The 15,088-nt window shown below is 60.2% G+C and carries 14 protein-coding genes; 11 read left to right on the forward strand and 3 right to left on the reverse strand.

The window, feature by feature from the left end; genetic code table 11:
* Nucleotides 1-205: 205 nt before the first annotated feature.
* The 7 genes from CD58_RS06545 to CD58_RS06575 all read left to right on the forward strand — a co-directional run bounded on the left by CD58_RS06545 (nucleotide 206) and on the right by CD58_RS06575 (nucleotide 8,559).
* Entirely contained in the window at nucleotides 206-1,465 is a 1,260-nt protein-coding gene (locus tag CD58_RS06545; RefSeq protein ID WP_025212242.1) for an AGE family epimerase/isomerase, read from the forward strand.
* Nucleotides 1,466-1,581: 116 nt separating this feature from the next.
* Nucleotides 1,582-2,883, forward strand: a complete 1,302-nt coding sequence (locus tag CD58_RS06550) for an ABC transporter substrate-binding protein (protein ID WP_025212243.1) — start codon at nucleotides 1,582-1,584, stop codon at nucleotides 2,881-2,883.
* Between the two features lie 142 nt (nucleotides 2,884-3,025).
* Nucleotides 3,026-3,934 (forward strand): carbohydrate ABC transporter permease, encoded by a 909-nt coding sequence (locus tag CD58_RS06555; protein WP_025212244.1) that lies wholly within the window; start codon nucleotides 3,026-3,028, stop codon nucleotides 3,932-3,934.
* Nucleotides 3,927-4,772, forward strand: a complete 846-nt coding sequence (locus CD58_RS06560; protein WP_025212245.1) for a carbohydrate ABC transporter permease — start codon at nucleotides 3,927-3,929, stop codon at nucleotides 4,770-4,772. Before CD58_RS06555 ends, CD58_RS06560 begins: the two co-directional genes overlap by 8 nt.
* Before the next feature lie 2 nt (nucleotides 4,773-4,774).
* Nucleotides 4,775-5,935, forward strand: coding sequence for an ABC transporter ATP-binding protein (locus tag CD58_RS06565; RefSeq protein ID WP_025212246.1), 1,161 nt, complete (start codon nucleotides 4,775-4,777; stop codon nucleotides 5,933-5,935).
* Between the two features lie 130 nt (nucleotides 5,936-6,065).
* Nucleotides 6,066-7,412, forward strand: coding sequence for a carbohydrate porin (locus CD58_RS06570; protein ID WP_025212247.1), 1,347 nt, complete (start codon nucleotides 6,066-6,068; stop codon nucleotides 7,410-7,412).
* Between the two features lie 292 nt (nucleotides 7,413-7,704).
* Nucleotides 7,705-8,559: a D-hexose-6-phosphate mutarotase gene (locus CD58_RS06575; protein WP_025212248.1), complete on the forward strand. Its 855-nt coding sequence runs from the start codon at nucleotides 7,705-7,707 to the stop codon at nucleotides 8,557-8,559.
* A 158-nt stretch (nucleotides 8,560-8,717) separates the two neighbouring features.
* Here CD58_RS06575 and CD58_RS06580 read toward each other — a convergent pair whose 3' ends face one another.
* The gene (locus CD58_RS06580; protein ID WP_171061416.1) at nucleotides 8,718-9,578 is read right to left on the reverse strand and encodes a MurR/RpiR family transcriptional regulator; all 861 of its coding nucleotides are present in this window, start codon (nucleotides 9,576-9,578) and stop codon (nucleotides 8,718-8,720) included.
* Between the two features lie 196 nt (nucleotides 9,579-9,774).
* On the opposite strand from CD58_RS06580, the gene zwf reads away from it, so the two are divergent.
* The 3 genes from zwf to CD58_RS06595 are packed head-to-tail and all read left to right on the forward strand — an operon-like array spanning nucleotide 9,775 to nucleotide 12,627.
* Nucleotides 9,775-11,244 carry a glucose-6-phosphate dehydrogenase gene (zwf, locus tag CD58_RS06585; protein ID WP_025212250.1) on the forward strand — a complete coding sequence of 490 codons (1,470 nt, stop codon included), beginning with the start codon at nucleotides 9,775-9,777 and terminating at the stop codon, nucleotides 11,242-11,244.
* Nucleotides 11,231-11,944: a 6-phosphogluconolactonase gene (gene pgl, locus CD58_RS06590; RefSeq protein WP_025212251.1), complete on the forward strand. Its 714-nt coding sequence runs from the start codon at nucleotides 11,231-11,233 to the stop codon at nucleotides 11,942-11,944. Before zwf ends, pgl begins: the two co-directional genes overlap by 14 nt.
* A 17-nt stretch (nucleotides 11,945-11,961) precedes the next feature.
* A complete protein-coding gene (locus CD58_RS06595) occupies nucleotides 11,962-12,627 on the forward strand; it encodes a bifunctional 4-hydroxy-2-oxoglutarate aldolase/2-dehydro-3-deoxy-phosphogluconate aldolase (protein ID WP_025212252.1) in 666 nt (221 codons plus the stop codon).
* Between the two features lie 250 nt (nucleotides 12,628-12,877).
* Here CD58_RS06595 and CD58_RS06600 read toward each other — a convergent pair whose 3' ends face one another.
* Nucleotides 12,878-14,065 carry an aminotransferase class V-fold PLP-dependent enzyme gene (locus CD58_RS06600; protein WP_025212253.1) on the reverse strand — a complete coding sequence of 396 codons (1,188 nt, stop codon included), beginning with the start codon at nucleotides 14,063-14,065 and terminating at the stop codon, nucleotides 12,878-12,880.
* Nucleotides 14,066-14,081: 16 nt separating this feature from the next.
* Complete coding sequence (locus CD58_RS06605) at nucleotides 14,082-14,318, reverse strand: DUF3820 family protein (RefSeq protein WP_025212254.1); 237 nt, start codon at nucleotides 14,316-14,318, stop codon at nucleotides 14,082-14,084.
* Between the two features lie 206 nt (nucleotides 14,319-14,524).
* Between CD58_RS06605 and CD58_RS06610 the strand changes: the two genes are divergently transcribed.
* Nucleotides 14,525-14,992, forward strand: coding sequence for a ferritin-like domain-containing protein (locus CD58_RS06610; RefSeq protein ID WP_025212255.1), 468 nt, complete (start codon nucleotides 14,525-14,527; stop codon nucleotides 14,990-14,992).
* Nucleotides 14,993-15,088 lie beyond the last annotated feature (96 nt).

Here is a 15,088-nt window from a genome sequence, read left to right on the forward strand (position 1 = left end):
AGGGGATTTGGGTTGAACATGGAATCCATGAACACTGTGTACTTAGTGTGGGAGCGAGCTTGCTCGCGATAGTGTCAGCAGCTTCAATCTCTCATTCAGAGTTATGTCACAAATCGGTGACATAACTCGCCCCTTTCGTTACCTGCCCCTCCTCATCCCTTGTTTAGACTCCCTGCGTCAAAACAACAAAAAAAGGTACCTCTTGATGGACACCTTCCAACCGGCCTTCAGCAGTTGGCTGAACTCGCCTGCCCACCAGCAATGGCTGGCCGCCGAAGGCTTGCGACTGCTGGCGTTCGCCAAGGCCTCGAAGCTGCCGGATGGCTTTGGCAACCTGGACGAGCTGGGGCGCCTGCCGGCCAATGCCCGGGCCGAAACCATGAACACCGCGCGCATGACCCACAGCTTCGCCATGGCGCACATCCAGGGCCTGCCGGGGTTTGCCGAGCTGGTGGATCATGGCGTCGAGGCCCTGAGCGGCCCTTTGCGCGACGCCGAACATGGTGGCTGGTTCGCCACGGCGCAACCCCCTGAAGATGACACCGGCAAGGCCGCCTACCTGCATGCCTTCGTGGCCCTGGCCGCCAGTTCCGCCGTGGTGGCCCAGCGCCCCGGTGCCCAGGCATTGCTGGACGAAGCGGTGCGGGTCATCGACGCGCATTTCTGGAGCGAGGAAGAGGGCGCCCTGCGCGAGTCCTTCAACCGCGACTGGAGCATCGAGGAGGCGTATCGCGGCGCCAACAGCAACATGCACGCCACCGAGGCTTTCCTGGCCCTGGCCGATGCCACGGACGATCCGCGCTGGCTGGTGCGCGCCCTGCACATCGTCGAACGAGTGATCCACGGCCATGCCGCCGCCAACGACTACCTGGTGGTGGAGCATTTCGATCGCGATTGGCAGCCGTTGCGCGAATACAACCACGACAATCCCGCCGACGGTTTCCGCCCGTACGGCACCACCCCCGGGCACGGTTTCGAATGGGCGCGGCTGCTGCTGCACCTTGAAGCGGCGCGGGTGCAGATCGGCATGCTGACCCCCGGTTGGCTGGCCCAGGACGCGCAAAAACTGTTCGACCAGAACTGCCGTCACGGTTGGAATGTCGATGGTGCGCCAGGCATTGTCTACACGCTGGATTGGGACAACCGCGCCGTGGTCCGCCATCGCCTGCATTGGGTGCACGCCGAAGCGGCGGCCGCTGCCAGCGCCTTGCTCAAGCGCACCGACGAGGCGAAATACGAAGCCTGGTACCGACTGTTCTGGGAATTTTGTGACAAGCATTTCATCGACCGCTGCAACGGCAGCTGGCATCACGAACTCGACCCGCAAAACAGCCCTAGCGCCGACATCTGGCCAGGCAAGCCGGATCTGTATCACGCCTGGCAGGCGGTGCTGATTCCGCGCTTGCCCCTGGCACCCAGCATGGCCACGGCCCTGGCGAAATTCTCCAGTCCTGCGCCTGTGTAACCATGTCGTGACATTTGCACGTCCCTTCGTTACCTGCGAAGGGATTTCCCCTGTTTAGAATCCGTGCAGCGCAAGCTCCAGACTTGCATGCATAACAACAAGAAAGGTACTTCTAGATGAATGCGATTTCTCGCCTCGCTACTGTCATTTCTCTTGCTTCCTTGCTTCCCGTCGCAGCATTCCCTGTCAGCGCCCTTGCCGCCGAATCCAAAGGTTCCGTGGAAGTCGTCCATTGGTGGACGTCGGGTGGTGAAAAAGCCGCGATCGATGTGCTCAAGGCCCAAGTAGAGAAAGACGGCTTTACCTGGAAGGACGGCGCTGTCGCCGGTGGTGGCGGTTCCACAGCCATGACCGTGCTCAAGAGCCGTGCCGTGGCCGGCAACCCACCAGGTGTCGCCCAGATCAAGGGCCCGGACATCCAGGAATGGGCGTCCACCGGGCTGCTCGACACCGACATCCTGAAAGACGTTGCCAAAGCAGAGAAGTGGGACAGCCTGCTCGACAAGAAAGTCTCCGATACCGTGAAGTACGAAGGTGATTACGTGGCCGTGCCGGTGAACATTCACCGCGTCAACTGGCTGTGGATCAACCCCGAAGTCTTCAAGAAAGCTGGCATCACCAAGAACCCTACCACCCTCGAAGAATTCTACGCCGCCGCTGACAAGCTCAAGGCCGCAGGCTTCATTCCGCTCGCCCACGGTGGCCAGCCTTGGCAGGACAGCACCGTGTTCGAAGCCGTGGTGCTCTCGGTGATGGGCGCCGATGGCTACAAGAAGGCCCTGGTCGACCTGGATAACAAGGCCCTGACCGGTCCGGAAATGGTCAAGGCGCTGACCGAGCTGAAGAAAGTCGCGACCTACATGGACGCCGACGGCAAGGGCCAGGACTGGAACCTGGAAGCGGCCAAGGTCATCAACGGCAAGGCCGGCATGCAGATCATGGGTGACTGGGCCAAAAGCGAGTGGACCGCCGCGAAGAAAGTCGCTGGCAAGGACTACGAGTGCGTAGCCTTCCCGGGCACCGAAAAGGCCTTCACCTACAACATCGACTCCCTGGCGGTGTTCAAGCAGAAAGACAAAGGCACTGCGGCCGGTCAGCAGGATATCGCCAAGGTCGTGCTGGGTGAGAACTTCCAGAAGGTCTTCAGCATCAACAAGGGTTCGATCCCGGTGCGCAACGACATGCTCGGCGACATGGCCAAGTACGGTTTCGATTCCTGCGCCCAGACCGCTGCCAAGGACTTCCTGGCGGACGCCAAGTCCGGCGGCCTGCAGCCGAGCATGGCGCACAACATGGCGACCACGCTGGCGGTCCAGGGGGCGTTCTTTGACGTGGTGACCAACTACATCAACGACCCGAAAGCCGACCCTGCCGATGCCGCCAAGAAACTTGGCGCTGCGGTCCAGTCTGCCAAGTAATTTGCGCCGCGGTCCCTTGTGGGAGCGAGCTTGCTCGCGATAGCGGAGTGTCAGGCAGCAAATGAGTCACTGACACACCGTCATCGCGAGCAAGCTCGCTCCCACAAAGGGATGCCCTTGTAACCTTGTTTTGGATCTTCCCATGAGTTCTGTTGCTGTGTTCAGCAAGGCCTCGCCGTTCGATGCATTGCAGCGCTGGCTCCCGAAACTGGTGCTGGCGCCGAGCATGTTCATCGTTCTGGTGGGCTTCTATGGCTATATCTTGTGGACGTTCGTCCTGTCGTTCACCACGTCGACGTTCCTGCCCAACTACAAATGGGCGGGCCTGGCGCAATACGCACGGCTGATGGAGAACGACCGCTGGTGGGTGGCGAGCAAGAACCTGGCGCTGTTCGGCGGCATGTTCATCGGCATCACCCTGGTGATCGGCGTACTGCTGGCGGTGTTTCTTGACCAGCGTATTCGTCGCGAAGGTTTCATCCGCACCATTTACCTGTACCCGATGGCGCTCTCGATGATCGTTACCGGTACCGCCTGGAAATGGCTGCTCAACCCGGGCATGGGCCTGGACAAATTGTTGCGTGACTGGGGCTGGGAAGGCTTCCGCCTGGACTGGCTGATCGACCCGGACCGTGTGGTGTATTGCCTGGTGATCGCGGCGGTATGGCAAGCCTCGGGCTTCATCATGGCGATGTTCCTCGCTGGCTTGCGGGGTGTCGATCAATCGATCATTCGTGCCGCGCAGATCGATGGCGCGAGCATGCCGCGTATCTACTGGAAAGTGGTGCTGCCAAGCCTGCGTCCGGTGTTCTTCAGCGCTGTGATGATCCTGGCGCACATCGCGATCAAGAGTTTCGACCTGGTGGCGGCGATGACGGCCGGCGGCCCGGGTTACTCCTCTGACCTGCCTGCCATGTTCATGTATTCCTTCACCTTCAGTCGCGGCCAGATGGGCATGGGCTCGGCCAGTGCAATCCTGATGCTCGGTGCGATTCTCGCGATCATCGTGCCTTACCTGTACTCCGAGCTGAGGACCAAGCGTCATGACTAGTCTCGCTGCCAAACCTTCCATCAGCCTGAGTCGGATCGCGATCTACGCGGTGTTGATCCTCGCCGTATTGCTTTACCTGGTGCCGCTGGTGGTCATGCTGTTGACCAGCTTCAAGACGCCGGAAGACATCAATACCGGCAACCTGCTGAGCTGGCCGACCGTGGTCAGCGGCATCGGCTGGGTCAAGGCCTGGGCCACGGTGGACGGCTACTTCTGGAACTCGATCAAGATCACCGTTCCGGCGGTGCTGATCTCCACCGCCATCGGTGCATTGAACGGCTACGTGTTGTCGATGTGGCGCTTTCGCGGTTCGCAATTGTTCTTCGGCCTGTTGCTGTTCGGGTGCTTCCTGCCGTTCCAGACCGTCCTGCTGCCGGCCTCGTTCACCCTCGGCAAAATGGGCCTGGCCAGTACCACCACGGGCCTGGTGTTCGTGCATGTGGTCTACGGCCTGGCGTTCACCACGCTGTTCTTCCGTAACTACTACGTGAGCATTCCCGATGCGCTGGTGAAGGCTGCTCGGCTGGACGGTGCGGGTTTCTTCACCATCTTCCGGCGGATCATCCTGCCGATGTCCACCCCGATCATCATGGTCTGCCTGATCTGGCAGTTCACGCAGATCTGGAACGACTTCCTGTTCGGCGTGGTGTTCTCCAGCGGCGATTCGCAGCCCATCACGGTGGCGCTGAACAACTTGGTCAACACCAGTACCGGGGCCAAGGAATACAACGTTGATATGGCGGCGGCGATGATCGCCGGGCTGCCGACCCTGCTGGTCTATGTGGTCGCAGGCAAGTATTTCGTGCGCGGCCTGACGGCCGGCGCAGTCAAGGGGTAATCATGGCAACGCTTGAACTTCGCAACGTAAACAAGACCTATGGTGCCGGCCTGCCGGACACCCTGAAGAACATCGAGTTGTCGATCAAGGACGGCGAGTTCCTGATCCTCGTCGGCCCTTCGGGCTGTGGCAAGTCGACGCTGATGAACTGCATCGCCGGCCTTGAGACCATCACCGGCGGCGCGATCATGATCGGTGACCAGGATGTCAGTGGCATGAGTCCGAAGGATCGCGACATCGCCATGGTGTTCCAGTCCTACGCGCTGTATCCAACCATGAGCGTGCGCGAGAACATCGAGTTCGGCCTGAAGATCCGCAAGATGAGTCAGTCTGCCATCGACGAAGAAGTCACTCGCGTGGCCAAGCTGTTGCAGATCGAGCACCTGCTCAACCGCAAGCCGGGTCAACTCTCCGGCGGCCAGCAACAACGCGTGGCTATGGGCCGGGCGCTGGCGCGGCGGCCGAAGATCTACCTGTTCGACGAACCGCTGTCCAACCTCGACGCCAAGCTGCGGGTCGAGATGCGCACCGAAATGAAATTGATGCACCAGCGCCTGAAGACCACCACGGTCTACGTGACCCACGACCAGATCGAAGCCATGACCCTGGGCGACAAAGTGGCGGTGATGAAGGACGGCATCATCCAGCAGTTCGGCACGCCGAAAGACATCTACACCAACCCGGCCAACTTGTTCGTGGCGAGCTTCATCGGTTCGCCACCGATGAACTTCATCCCCCTGCGCCTGCAACGCAAGGACGGTCGCCTGCTGGCGCTTCTCGACAGCGGCCAGGCCCGATGCGAGTTGCCAATGGGCATGCAGGACGCCGGCCTGGAAGACCGTGAAGTGATCCTCGGCCTGCGCCCGGAACAGATCGCGCTGGCGGGCAGCGAGGCCAATGGCTTGCCGACCATTCGCGCTGAGGTGCAGGTCACCGAGCCTACCGGACCGGACACCCTGGTGTTCGTCAACCTCAACGACACCAAAGTCTGCTGCCGCCTGGCGCCGGACGTGGCGCCGCAGCCCGGGGAAACCCTGACGCTGCAATTCGATCCGTCGAAAGTGCTGCTGTTCGACGCCCAGTCCGGCGAACGCCTGGGCGTGGCCGGCCAGCCACAAGCTGACGTGCGGAGCGCCAACGTGGCGCAGTTCAAAGGCCGATGAAGAACAAATGTGGGAGCCAGCGTGCTCCCACAAAGAAGGAGTATGCGGTGAGTGGGGGACCACCCGCCGCAATCGTTGTAAACCGCGTTAGATAAAAACAGTTAATAACAATAAAGACGAGGATGTAGGGATGAAGAAGAAAAACAACGCCCAGCTAATCTGCCAGTTGTCAGCCGTTGCGGCGATGATGCTGGCCGGTAGCGCACACGCGGCCGACGCGTTCAGCGCCGACTCGCAGTGGATGACGGGTGACTGGGGCGGTGAACGGACCAAGCTCATCGAGCAAGGTATCGACATCAAGGCCGACTACGTCGGTGAAGTCGGCGGCAACCTGCACGGCGGCTACAACAACGACAAGACCGCGCGTTACGCCGACCAGTTTGGTCTGGGTGTGGCGCTGGACCTCGAAAAGCTGTGGGGTTGGGATAACACCCAGGCCAAGATCCAGCTCACCAACCGTAACGGTCAGAACATCTCCAACGACCGTGTCGGCGACCCACGTGCAGGCACCTTGAGTTCTTCCCAGGAAGTCTACGGCCGTGGTCACATGGTCCGCCTGACTCAATTGTGGATCAAGCACCAGTTCCTCGACGGCAAACTGGACGTCAAGGCCGGTTACTTCGGCGAAGGCGAAGATTTCAACACCTTCCCTTGCGAGTTCCAGAACCTGGCATTCTGCGGATCCCAGGCGGGTAACTGGGCAACCGGTATCTGGTACAACTGGCCGGTCATGCAAGCGGCAGTTCGCGTGAAGTACAACATCACGCCTGAGTTCTATGCGCAAATCGGCGCGTACAACCAGAACCCATCGCAACTGGAGCACGGCAACGGCTTCAAGCTCAGCGGCAGTGGTACCAAGGGCACCGTCATCCCGGTCGAGCTGGTCTGGTCGCCGAAGGTCAACAGCCTGCCGGGCGAATACCGTGTTGGTTACTACAAAAGCACGGCCAAGGCGGATGACGTCCTTGAAGATGACAACGGTGACAATGCCGCGACCTCCGGTAACGCCTATCGCAGCCACAGCAGCAAGCACGGTTACTGGTTCGTGGCACAGCAGCAACTCACCACCCACAACGGTGATGCTTCCCGCGGCCTGAACATCGCGGCGAACGCGACCTTCCACGACAAGGACACTAACTTCGTCGATAACTACCAGTCGTTGATGTTCGTGTACAAGGGGCCGTTCGATGCGCGTCCTAAGGATGACATCGGCATCGGTTTCGCCCGTATCCATGTCAACGAAGACGTGAAGAAAAACTCTGAACTGGTCAACGCTGCCAACGGTGTTACCGACTACAACGATCCGCTGTTCGCACCGCTGCGTAGCACTGAGTACAACTACGAACTCAACTACGGTATCCACGTTACCAACTGGCTGACCGTGCGTCCTAACCTGCAATACATCACTCACCCGGGCGGTGTGGATGAAGTCGACAACGCGCTGGTGGCCGGCCTGAAAATTCAGTCGGTGTTCTAACGCTGTTGCGATAAGCTCCTCTCTATGTGCGCATATTTGCGGACAGCCAAGGCTGTCCGCTTTTTTTTGGGGAAGCACTCCATTGTTTGGTCGGACACAGAGCCCTGTGGCGAAGGAGCTTGCTCCCGCTGGGTTGCGAAGCGACCCCAAAACCATTCACTGCGGTGCGTCAGCCAGACCGCATTTGCCTCGTTTACGACTGCTTCGCAGTCGAGCGGGAGCAAGCTCCCTCGCCACAAAAGAGCGCGTCGCGAACAGATGAGCAATTCAATGATCTCCAGGACCGCGGCCCATGCATGAGCATCCGCTACAACGCTTTTTCAGATCCTTGCGCGAACGCCCGGTGTTTGCGTGGGAGCGTTATCGGCAGCGCGATGTGCTGGTGATCGATCATCCGCTGTGCCAGGCGGTGTTCAGCCGCCAGGGTGCGCAGTTGCTGCACTTTCAACCGCGCGGCCAGAAGCCTTGGTTGTGGTGTGCGGCCAAGTGGCCACACGTCGGGGCGATACGCGGCGGGGTGCCGGTGTGCTGGCCGTGGTATGGCCGTCATCCGAGCGAAAACGCCTGGCCGTCCCATGGTTGGGCGCGCCTGATCGATTGGAAACTGCTCGACAGCCGCAGTGATGAAGAGGGCGTGCACCTGCATTGGCAGTTACAACTGTGCGACTGGCAGGTCGATCTGCATGCCGACCTGGGCGAGCGCATGGAGTTGCGCTTGAGCACCGAGCATCAAGACAGTTCTCCCTGCCAACTGAGCCAGGCTTTGCACGCGTATTGGCGTATTGGTGACATCGGTGAGGTAGCGCTGTCTGGGCTCGAAGGCGCGCAGGGGTACGACCAGTTGAGCCGTGCGGTTTGCCGGCAGGAAGGTGAATTGCGGGTCGAGGGTGGTTGTCAGCGGGTGTTCCAGCATGAGGGGGAATTGCAACTCAAGGACCACGCCTGGCAGCGGGAACTGTGCATCGACACGGGCGACAGCGCCGACACAGTGGTGTGGCATCCCGGCGCCCGGCCATTGCTGGGGGTGAGTTGGGATGAGGTGTCGGAATTCGTCTGCGTCGAAGCGGCCAGTGGCGGCACCGATAGCCTGTGCCTGGCGCCGGGGGAACGGGCGCATCTGAGTTTGCAGGCACGGGTGGGGGCTTGATTCAGGTTTGTGGGTGTCGCTGCTGGCCTCATCGCGAGCAAGCTCGCTCCCACGTTGGGGGTTGGATGGACACAAGATTTGTGTCCGGTACAAAACCACTGTGGGAGCGAGCTTGCTCGCGATAGCGATCCATCAGGCGAAACAATACCCAAGCCGGTTCAGTTGAACTCATCCCCCACCGGATACCGGCTGGCATTCAGACTTTCCTTGATTTTGCGCAAATGCGGCTGGAAGTCCACGCCCCGGCGTAGGGTCATGCCGGTGGCGAGCACATCCAGCACGGTGAGCTGGATGATTCGCGAGGTCATCGGCATGTAGATGTCGGTGTCTTCGGGCAGCGGAATATTCAGGCTCAGGGTGCTGGCCTTGGCCAGGGGCGAGCCTTCGGCGGTCAGGCCCAATACCGAGGCGCCGTTTTCCCGGGCGATGCGCGCCACTTCCACCAGCTCACGGGTACGACCGGTGTAGGAAATGATCACGAACAGCTCGCCCGTATGCGCCACCGACGCAATCATGCGTTGCATCAGCACATCGGCGTGGGCGGTCACCGCCAGGTTGAAACGGAAAAACTTGTGCTGGGCATCCAGCGCCACGGGCGCCGAAGCGCCGAGGCCGAAGAAGTGGATCTGGCGTGCCTGAATCAGCAGATCGACGGCCCGACTGATCAAATTGGGATCAAGGGCCTGGCAGGCGCTGTCCAATGAGGCAATGGCACTGCCAAAGATTTTCCGGGTGTAAGCTTCCGGATTGTCATCGGCCTCTACCGCACGGCTGACATAAGCGGCGCCGCTGGCCAGGCTCTGGGCCAGTTGCAGCTTGAGTTCCGGGTAACCGCTGACGCCGAATGAACGGCAGAAACGGTTGACCGTAGGCTCGCTGACCGACGCGGCCTGGGCGAGGGCGGCGATGCTGAAGCGGGTGGCCTGCTGTGGGTTGAGCAGGATCACCTCGGCCACCTTGCGTTCGGCCTTGTTCAGGTCTTCAAGGCGACTCTGGATCTGCTCCAGTAAATTTCGCACACGGTCCATACAAGATTCCTAGAAAGACGGGTCTTTGATACGACCCTTTGCGGTGGCCTATCCTACTGATGGCTCTGACGGACCACCACTCGGAATCGGAATTTTCGAAAAATGTTGTGGTTATTACTACATTTTTCCTTGAGTGATACCTTGAAAAAAGGTATTTGTAGCTTAACTTGATAAAAGAACAAACATCATGCATTCCATAACGGTTGAACCGTGCACATTTGCCTTGTTCGGTGCGTTGGGCGATCTGGCCTTGCGCAAGCTCTTTCCTGCCCTTTATCAACTCGATGGCGCGGACTTGCTGCACGAAGACACGCGGATCATCGCGTTGGCCCGTGAACCCGGCAGCGAGCAGCAGCACCTGGCGTTCATCGCCGCTGAGCTGCGCCGCTACGTGGGCGACAAGGACCTCAACGAAACCGTGCTCGAGCGCTTCCTGGCGCGACTGACTTACCTGCACGTGGATTTCCTCAAGGCTGACGACTATGTCGCCTTGGCCGAGCGAGCCGGTTCGGCCCAACAGGTCATTGCCTATTTCGCCACCCCGGCATCGGTCTACGGCGCCATCTGCGAGAACCTGGCCAAGGTCGGCCTGAGCGAGAACACCCGTGTCGTGCTGGAGAAACCCATCGGCTCGGACCTGGAATCCTCGCGCAAGGTCAACGACGCCGTGGCGCAGTTCTTCCCGGAAAACCGCACCTATCGCATCGACCACTACCTGGGCAAAGAGACGGTGCAGAACCTGATCGCCTTGCGGTTCGCCAACAGCCTGTTCGAAACCCAGTGGAACCAGAACTACATTTCCCACGTGGAAATCACCGTGGCCGAGAAGGTCGGCATCGAAGGCCGTTGGGGCTATTTCGACAAGGCCGGTCAACTGCGGGACATGATCCAGAACCACTTGCTGCAGCTGCTGTGCCTGATCGCCATGGATCCACCGGCTGACTTGTCCGCCGACAGCATCCGTGACGAGAAGGTCAAGGTGCTCAAGGCCCTGGCACCCATCAGCCCGGAAGGCCTCACCACCCAGGTGGTGCGCGGCCAGTACATCGCCGGTCACAGCGAAGGCAAGGCTGTACCCGGTTACCTCGAAGAACCCAATTCCAATACCCAGAGCGACACCGAAACCTTCGTCGCCCTGCGCGCCGACATTCGCAACTGGCGCTGGGCCGGGGTGCCTTTTTACCTGCGTACCGGCAAGCGCATGCCGCAGAAGCTGTCGCAGATCGTCATTCACTTCAAGGAACCGTCCCACTACATCTTCGCGCCCGAGCAGCGCCTGCAGATCAGCAACAAACTGATCATCCGCCTGCAACCGGACGAAGGGATTTCCTTGCGAGTGATGACCAAGGAGCAAGGCCTGGACAAGGGCATGCAATTGCGCAGCGGTCCGCTGCAACTCAACTTCTCCGACACCTATCGCAGCGCACGGATACCCGATGCCTACGAGCGGTTGTTGCTGGAAGTCATGAACGGCAATCAGAACCTGTTTGTCCGTAAAGATGAAATTGAAGCCGCGTGGACGTGGTGTGACCAGTTGATCGCCGGGTGGAAGAAATCCGGTGATGCGCCCAAGCCGTATGCGGCCGGGTCCTGGGGGCCGATGAGCTCCATTGCACTGATCACGCGGGATGGGAGGTCATGGTATGGCGATATCTGAAGTGAAACTGCCCCAGGGCGTCAGCGCCCTCGAGTTCAAAAGCCCGGTGTTGCTGGCTGAAGGCTTGGCGTTGAAAGTGGCCGAGCAGTTGCGGGGTGCGCTCGATGCCCGTGGCGCGGCCACCTTGGTGGTGTCCGGCGGTCGAAGCCCGGTGGCATTTTTCCAGAGCCTGGCCAAACAGCCGCTGGACTGGTCGAAAGTGGTGGTGAGCCTGGCCGATGAGCGCTGGGTGCCGGTTGAACATGCCGACAGCAATGCCGGCCTGCTCAAGCGCTATCTGCTGCAAGGTGCCGCGGCCAAGGCCCAGTTCCTGAGCCTCTACAGTGCCAGCGCCAACCTGGAGGCGGCTGCCGAACAGGCGGATCGCTTGTTGGCCGAGCTGCCGCCCATCGATGTACTGATATTGGGCATGGGCGACGACGGGCACACCGCCTCGCTGTTCCCTGACAGTCCGAACCTGGCCGAAGCCCTGGATGCCAACGGTACGCGCCGTTGCTGGCCGATGTTGGCGCCGACCGTGCCGCACCAGCGCTTGACCATGAGCCGCGCCTTGCTGGCCTCGGCGAAACACAAAGTGCTGTCGATTTCCGGTCAGTCGAAATTGACCACCCTGAACGCCGCGGTGGCCGGTGACGATGTCGCCCAAATGCCGATCCGCGCGTTTCTGCAACCTACGTTAGAGATTTACTGGTGCCCATGAACCAAGGATCAGCCGCTATGAAAAACCCTTCCCCGACCGTTTCCATGGCGGACAAAGTTACCCTGATCGACAGCCTCTGCGCCAAGGCGCGGATCCTGCCGGTGATCACCATCGCCCGCGAACAGGACATCCTGCCGTTGGCCGACGCCCTGGCTGCCGGTGGTTTGACGGCGTTGGAAGTGACCTTGCGTTCTCAGTACGGCCTCAAGGCCATCCAGGTGTTGCGTGAGCAGCGTCCGGAACTGGTGACCGGCGCTGGCACCGTGCTCGACCGTCACATGCTGGCCGCCGCCGAGGCCGCCGGTTCGCAGTTCATCGTCACGCCAGGCATCACCCGTGATCTGCTCGAGGCCAGTGTTGGCAGCCCTATCCCGTTGCTGCCGGGCATCAGCAACGCCTCTGGCATCATGGAGGGCTATGGCCTGGGCTATCGCCGCTTCAAGTTGTTCCCGGCGGAAGTCAGCGGCGGCGTCGCGGCCATCAAGGCCTTGGGCGGCCCGTTCGGCGAAGTGAAATTCTGCCCGACCGGCGGCGTGAGCCCGGCCAACATCAAGAGCTACATGGCGTTGAAAAACGTGATGTGCGTGGGCGGCAGCTGGATGCTTGATCCGGAGTGGATCAAGAACGGCGACTGGGCCCGCATCCAGGAATGCACCGCCGAGGCATTGGCGCTGCTGGACTGATTAGCTTTACCGAAACCTCGTTGGGTGTTCTACGGCTTTACGGTGCGCTTGGTCGGCGCGCCGTTTTTTTTTGCCCGGGATTTTGTATCGCGCATGACGGCACAACACTAAGCCCCGTGGCGAGGGAGCTTGCTCCCGCTGGGTCGCGCAGCGGCCCTGAAACCTGGCGACGCGGTGGATCAGGTTGACTGAGTGGCCTTTGAGAGGGGGCTGCTTCGCAGCCCAGCGGGAGCAAGCTCCCTCGCCACAACTATGTTCGGCTCAATTCCATCAGCGCCTGGACCAGTCGCTGGATATCACCGGCCAGGGTCGTCAGCCCCGGTGTAATGCGGATGCACGGCCCGACGCTGGTGTGGCGGACCACGGTGAAGATCCCATAGTCGTTGAGCAGTCGATCGGCCATCGCCTGCTGGTCCGTCTGGGCGGTGAAGCGCATCGAGGTGATGCCGCAATACAGGCTCGGATCGTCCGGGGTCATGACTTCGATACCCGGTACATCACGCACGGCATTCACCCACAGGTCCCGCAGATACTTGAGCCGCGCGCCCTTGGCCGCAGCGCCGCCCAGGGCATAATGCTCCTCGAACACCAGGGGCAGGGTCAGCAGGGCCGGGATGTTGGGCGTGCTATGGGGTATGCGCGAGCGGACGTCGGTGACGGGATAATGCCCTTCGTCCATGTCCGGGTCGATGTCGGCCAGCCGCTGCGGAGCAATGTATAAGAAACCCAGGGCCAGGGGCCCGCCGATCCACTTCTGCAGGTTGAACCCGGCGAAGTGAATGCCGAGTTTCTTGATGTCGAAATCGATCTGGCCCAAGGCATGGGCCCCATCGAGAATGATATCGACGTCAAACTCCTGGGCCGTCTCGGCAATGGCCTGGACCGGCATCACCAAGCCGGTGAGGTGGTTGACGTAGGTCAGCGCCATCAGCTTCACGCGAGGGTGGTCAATGAACGCTTTGCGATAGGTGCCCACCAGGCTTTCCAAACTCGCGGGGTGCTGGTGGACCAGTTCGATCACCTCTGCGCCACGCTGTCGGGCCAGCCAGCGCATCGCGCTTTTGACCGCCGCGTACTCCAGGTCACAGACCAGCACCTGATCCCCCGGCTTCAGCCTGTTGTAGTTGCGGATCAACGATTGCAGGGCATCCACGGCGCTGGTGGCCATCGCCACGGTTTGCGGTGCTACGTGGATCAGTTGCGCCACTTGGCGGCGAATCACTTCGCCCTGTTCCTGGTCGAAATGCTGGCGCACATACACCGAGTTGCTGCGGTTGATGAAGGCGATATTGCGCTGGTATTCCTCGACCACGGTTCGCGACATGCGACCGAAGTAGCCGTTTTCCAGATTGAGCGGCCCCTCGGTGTCGACCTCATAACGGCCGACATAGGTCTGCCAGAAGGCTTCGTCGTGGGCGCGCAGGGTATTTTCAGGCATGGACGGGGCTCAATCGTTAGTGGCGAGGCTTGGGTTTGCCGTGCTTGGCGCGCAATGGGTCGAGCAGATCCGACAGGCCGTTGTGGTCGATTTCCTGCATCAATGCCAGTAAACCGCCCAATTCTCCGTGGGGAAAACCTTCGCGGGCGAACCAGTTCAGGTATTGGCCAGGCAGGTCGGCGAGGATTCGCCCCTTGTATTTACCAAAGGGCATCTGGCGCGTGACCAGCAGTTCGAGCTTTTCCGGGTTCATGGCAATCGTCTTGATTCAAACAACTTGGAAAATACAGGCATTCTGCATGCAGGCCAAATGACAGATCATGCAAATAGCGCGGATACAGTTTTGAGCTGTTTTGATAACTTATTGATTTTAAATAGAATTAATTGAGTTCTAGGGCTGGCATGACCGATGCAATATCCCTTGCAGGTTTATCTATTCACCCGCAAAGGAACTGAAAAATGACCGACATTAATAAAGAATCCATTTCCGTCCTGAATGACCTGATCGAGACCAGCAAAGATGGTCAGGAAGGCTTCAAGACCTGCGCTGAAGACATCAAGCATCCAGAACTCAAATCGCTGTTTGTCCAGCGCGCCGCCGATTGCGCCACCGCTGCTGCCGAACTGCAAGCGGCCGTTCGTTCGCTGGGCGGCGACCCGGAAACTTCTACCAGCGTGGCCGGTGACCTGCACCGCCGTTGGGTGGACGTGAAGTCCATGTTCACCGGCAAGGACGAGGAAGCGGTGCTCAACGAAGCCGAGCGTGGCGAAGATCATGCCCTCAAGGCTTACCGCGAAGCCCTGGAGAAGATCACCAAGCACAACCTGGTGGGCATTCGTGACCTGGTTGAGCGTCAGTACCATGGCGTGCAACGTAACCATGATCAGGTCAAGGCCCTGCGTAACCAGGCACGCGCCCGTTCTTAAACGCGCCCTGAACTAAAAGAACGCCAGCTTGCCTGGCGTTTTTTTGTGGGAGGCTACTCAGATTGAAAGTGAACACCGTTGTGGCGAGGGGATTTA

The organism is Pseudomonas brassicacearum, from assembly GCF_000585995.1.
GTDB lineage: Bacteria > Pseudomonadota > Gammaproteobacteria > Pseudomonadales > Pseudomonadaceae > Aquipseudomonas > Aquipseudomonas brassicacearum_A.

Excerpts from the sequence above, each read along its gene's own strand:
- CD58_RS06550 (WP_025212243.1), top strand. The coding sequence starts at position 1,582 with ATGAATGCGATTTCTCGCCTCGCTACTGTCATTTCTCTTGCTTCCTTG.
- zwf (WP_025212250.1), top strand. The coding sequence starts at position 9,775 with ATGCATTCCATAACGGTTGAACCGTGCACATTTGCCTTGTTCGGTGCG.
- CD58_RS06575 (WP_025212248.1), top strand. The coding sequence starts at position 7,705 with ATGCATGAGCATCCGCTACAACGCTTTTTCAGATCCTTGCGCGAACGC.
- CD58_RS06600 (WP_025212253.1), bottom strand. The coding sequence starts at position 14,065 with ATGCCTGAAAATACCCTGCGCGCCCACGACGAAGCCTTCTGGCAGACC.
- CD58_RS06555 (WP_025212244.1), top strand. The coding sequence starts at position 3,026 with ATGAGTTCTGTTGCTGTGTTCAGCAAGGCCTCGCCGTTCGATGCATTG.
- CD58_RS06545 (WP_025212242.1), top strand. The coding sequence starts at position 206 with ATGGACACCTTCCAACCGGCCTTCAGCAGTTGGCTGAACTCGCCTGCC.
- CD58_RS06605 (WP_025212254.1), bottom strand. The coding sequence starts at position 14,318 with ATGAACCCGGAAAAGCTCGAACTGCTGGTCACGCGCCAGATGCCCTTT.
- CD58_RS06570 (WP_025212247.1), top strand. The coding sequence starts at position 6,066 with ATGAAGAAGAAAAACAACGCCCAGCTAATCTGCCAGTTGTCAGCCGTT.
- pgl (WP_025212251.1), top strand. The coding sequence starts at position 11,231 with ATGGCGATATCTGAAGTGAAACTGCCCCAGGGCGTCAGCGCCCTCGAG.
- CD58_RS06565 (WP_025212246.1), top strand. The coding sequence starts at position 4,775 with ATGGCAACGCTTGAACTTCGCAACGTAAACAAGACCTATGGTGCCGGC.
- CD58_RS06610 (WP_025212255.1), top strand. The coding sequence starts at position 14,525 with ATGACCGACATTAATAAAGAATCCATTTCCGTCCTGAATGACCTGATC.
- CD58_RS06560 (WP_025212245.1), top strand. The coding sequence starts at position 3,927 with ATGACTAGTCTCGCTGCCAAACCTTCCATCAGCCTGAGTCGGATCGCG.
- CD58_RS06595 (WP_025212252.1), top strand. The coding sequence starts at position 11,962 with ATGAAAAACCCTTCCCCGACCGTTTCCATGGCGGACAAAGTTACCCTG.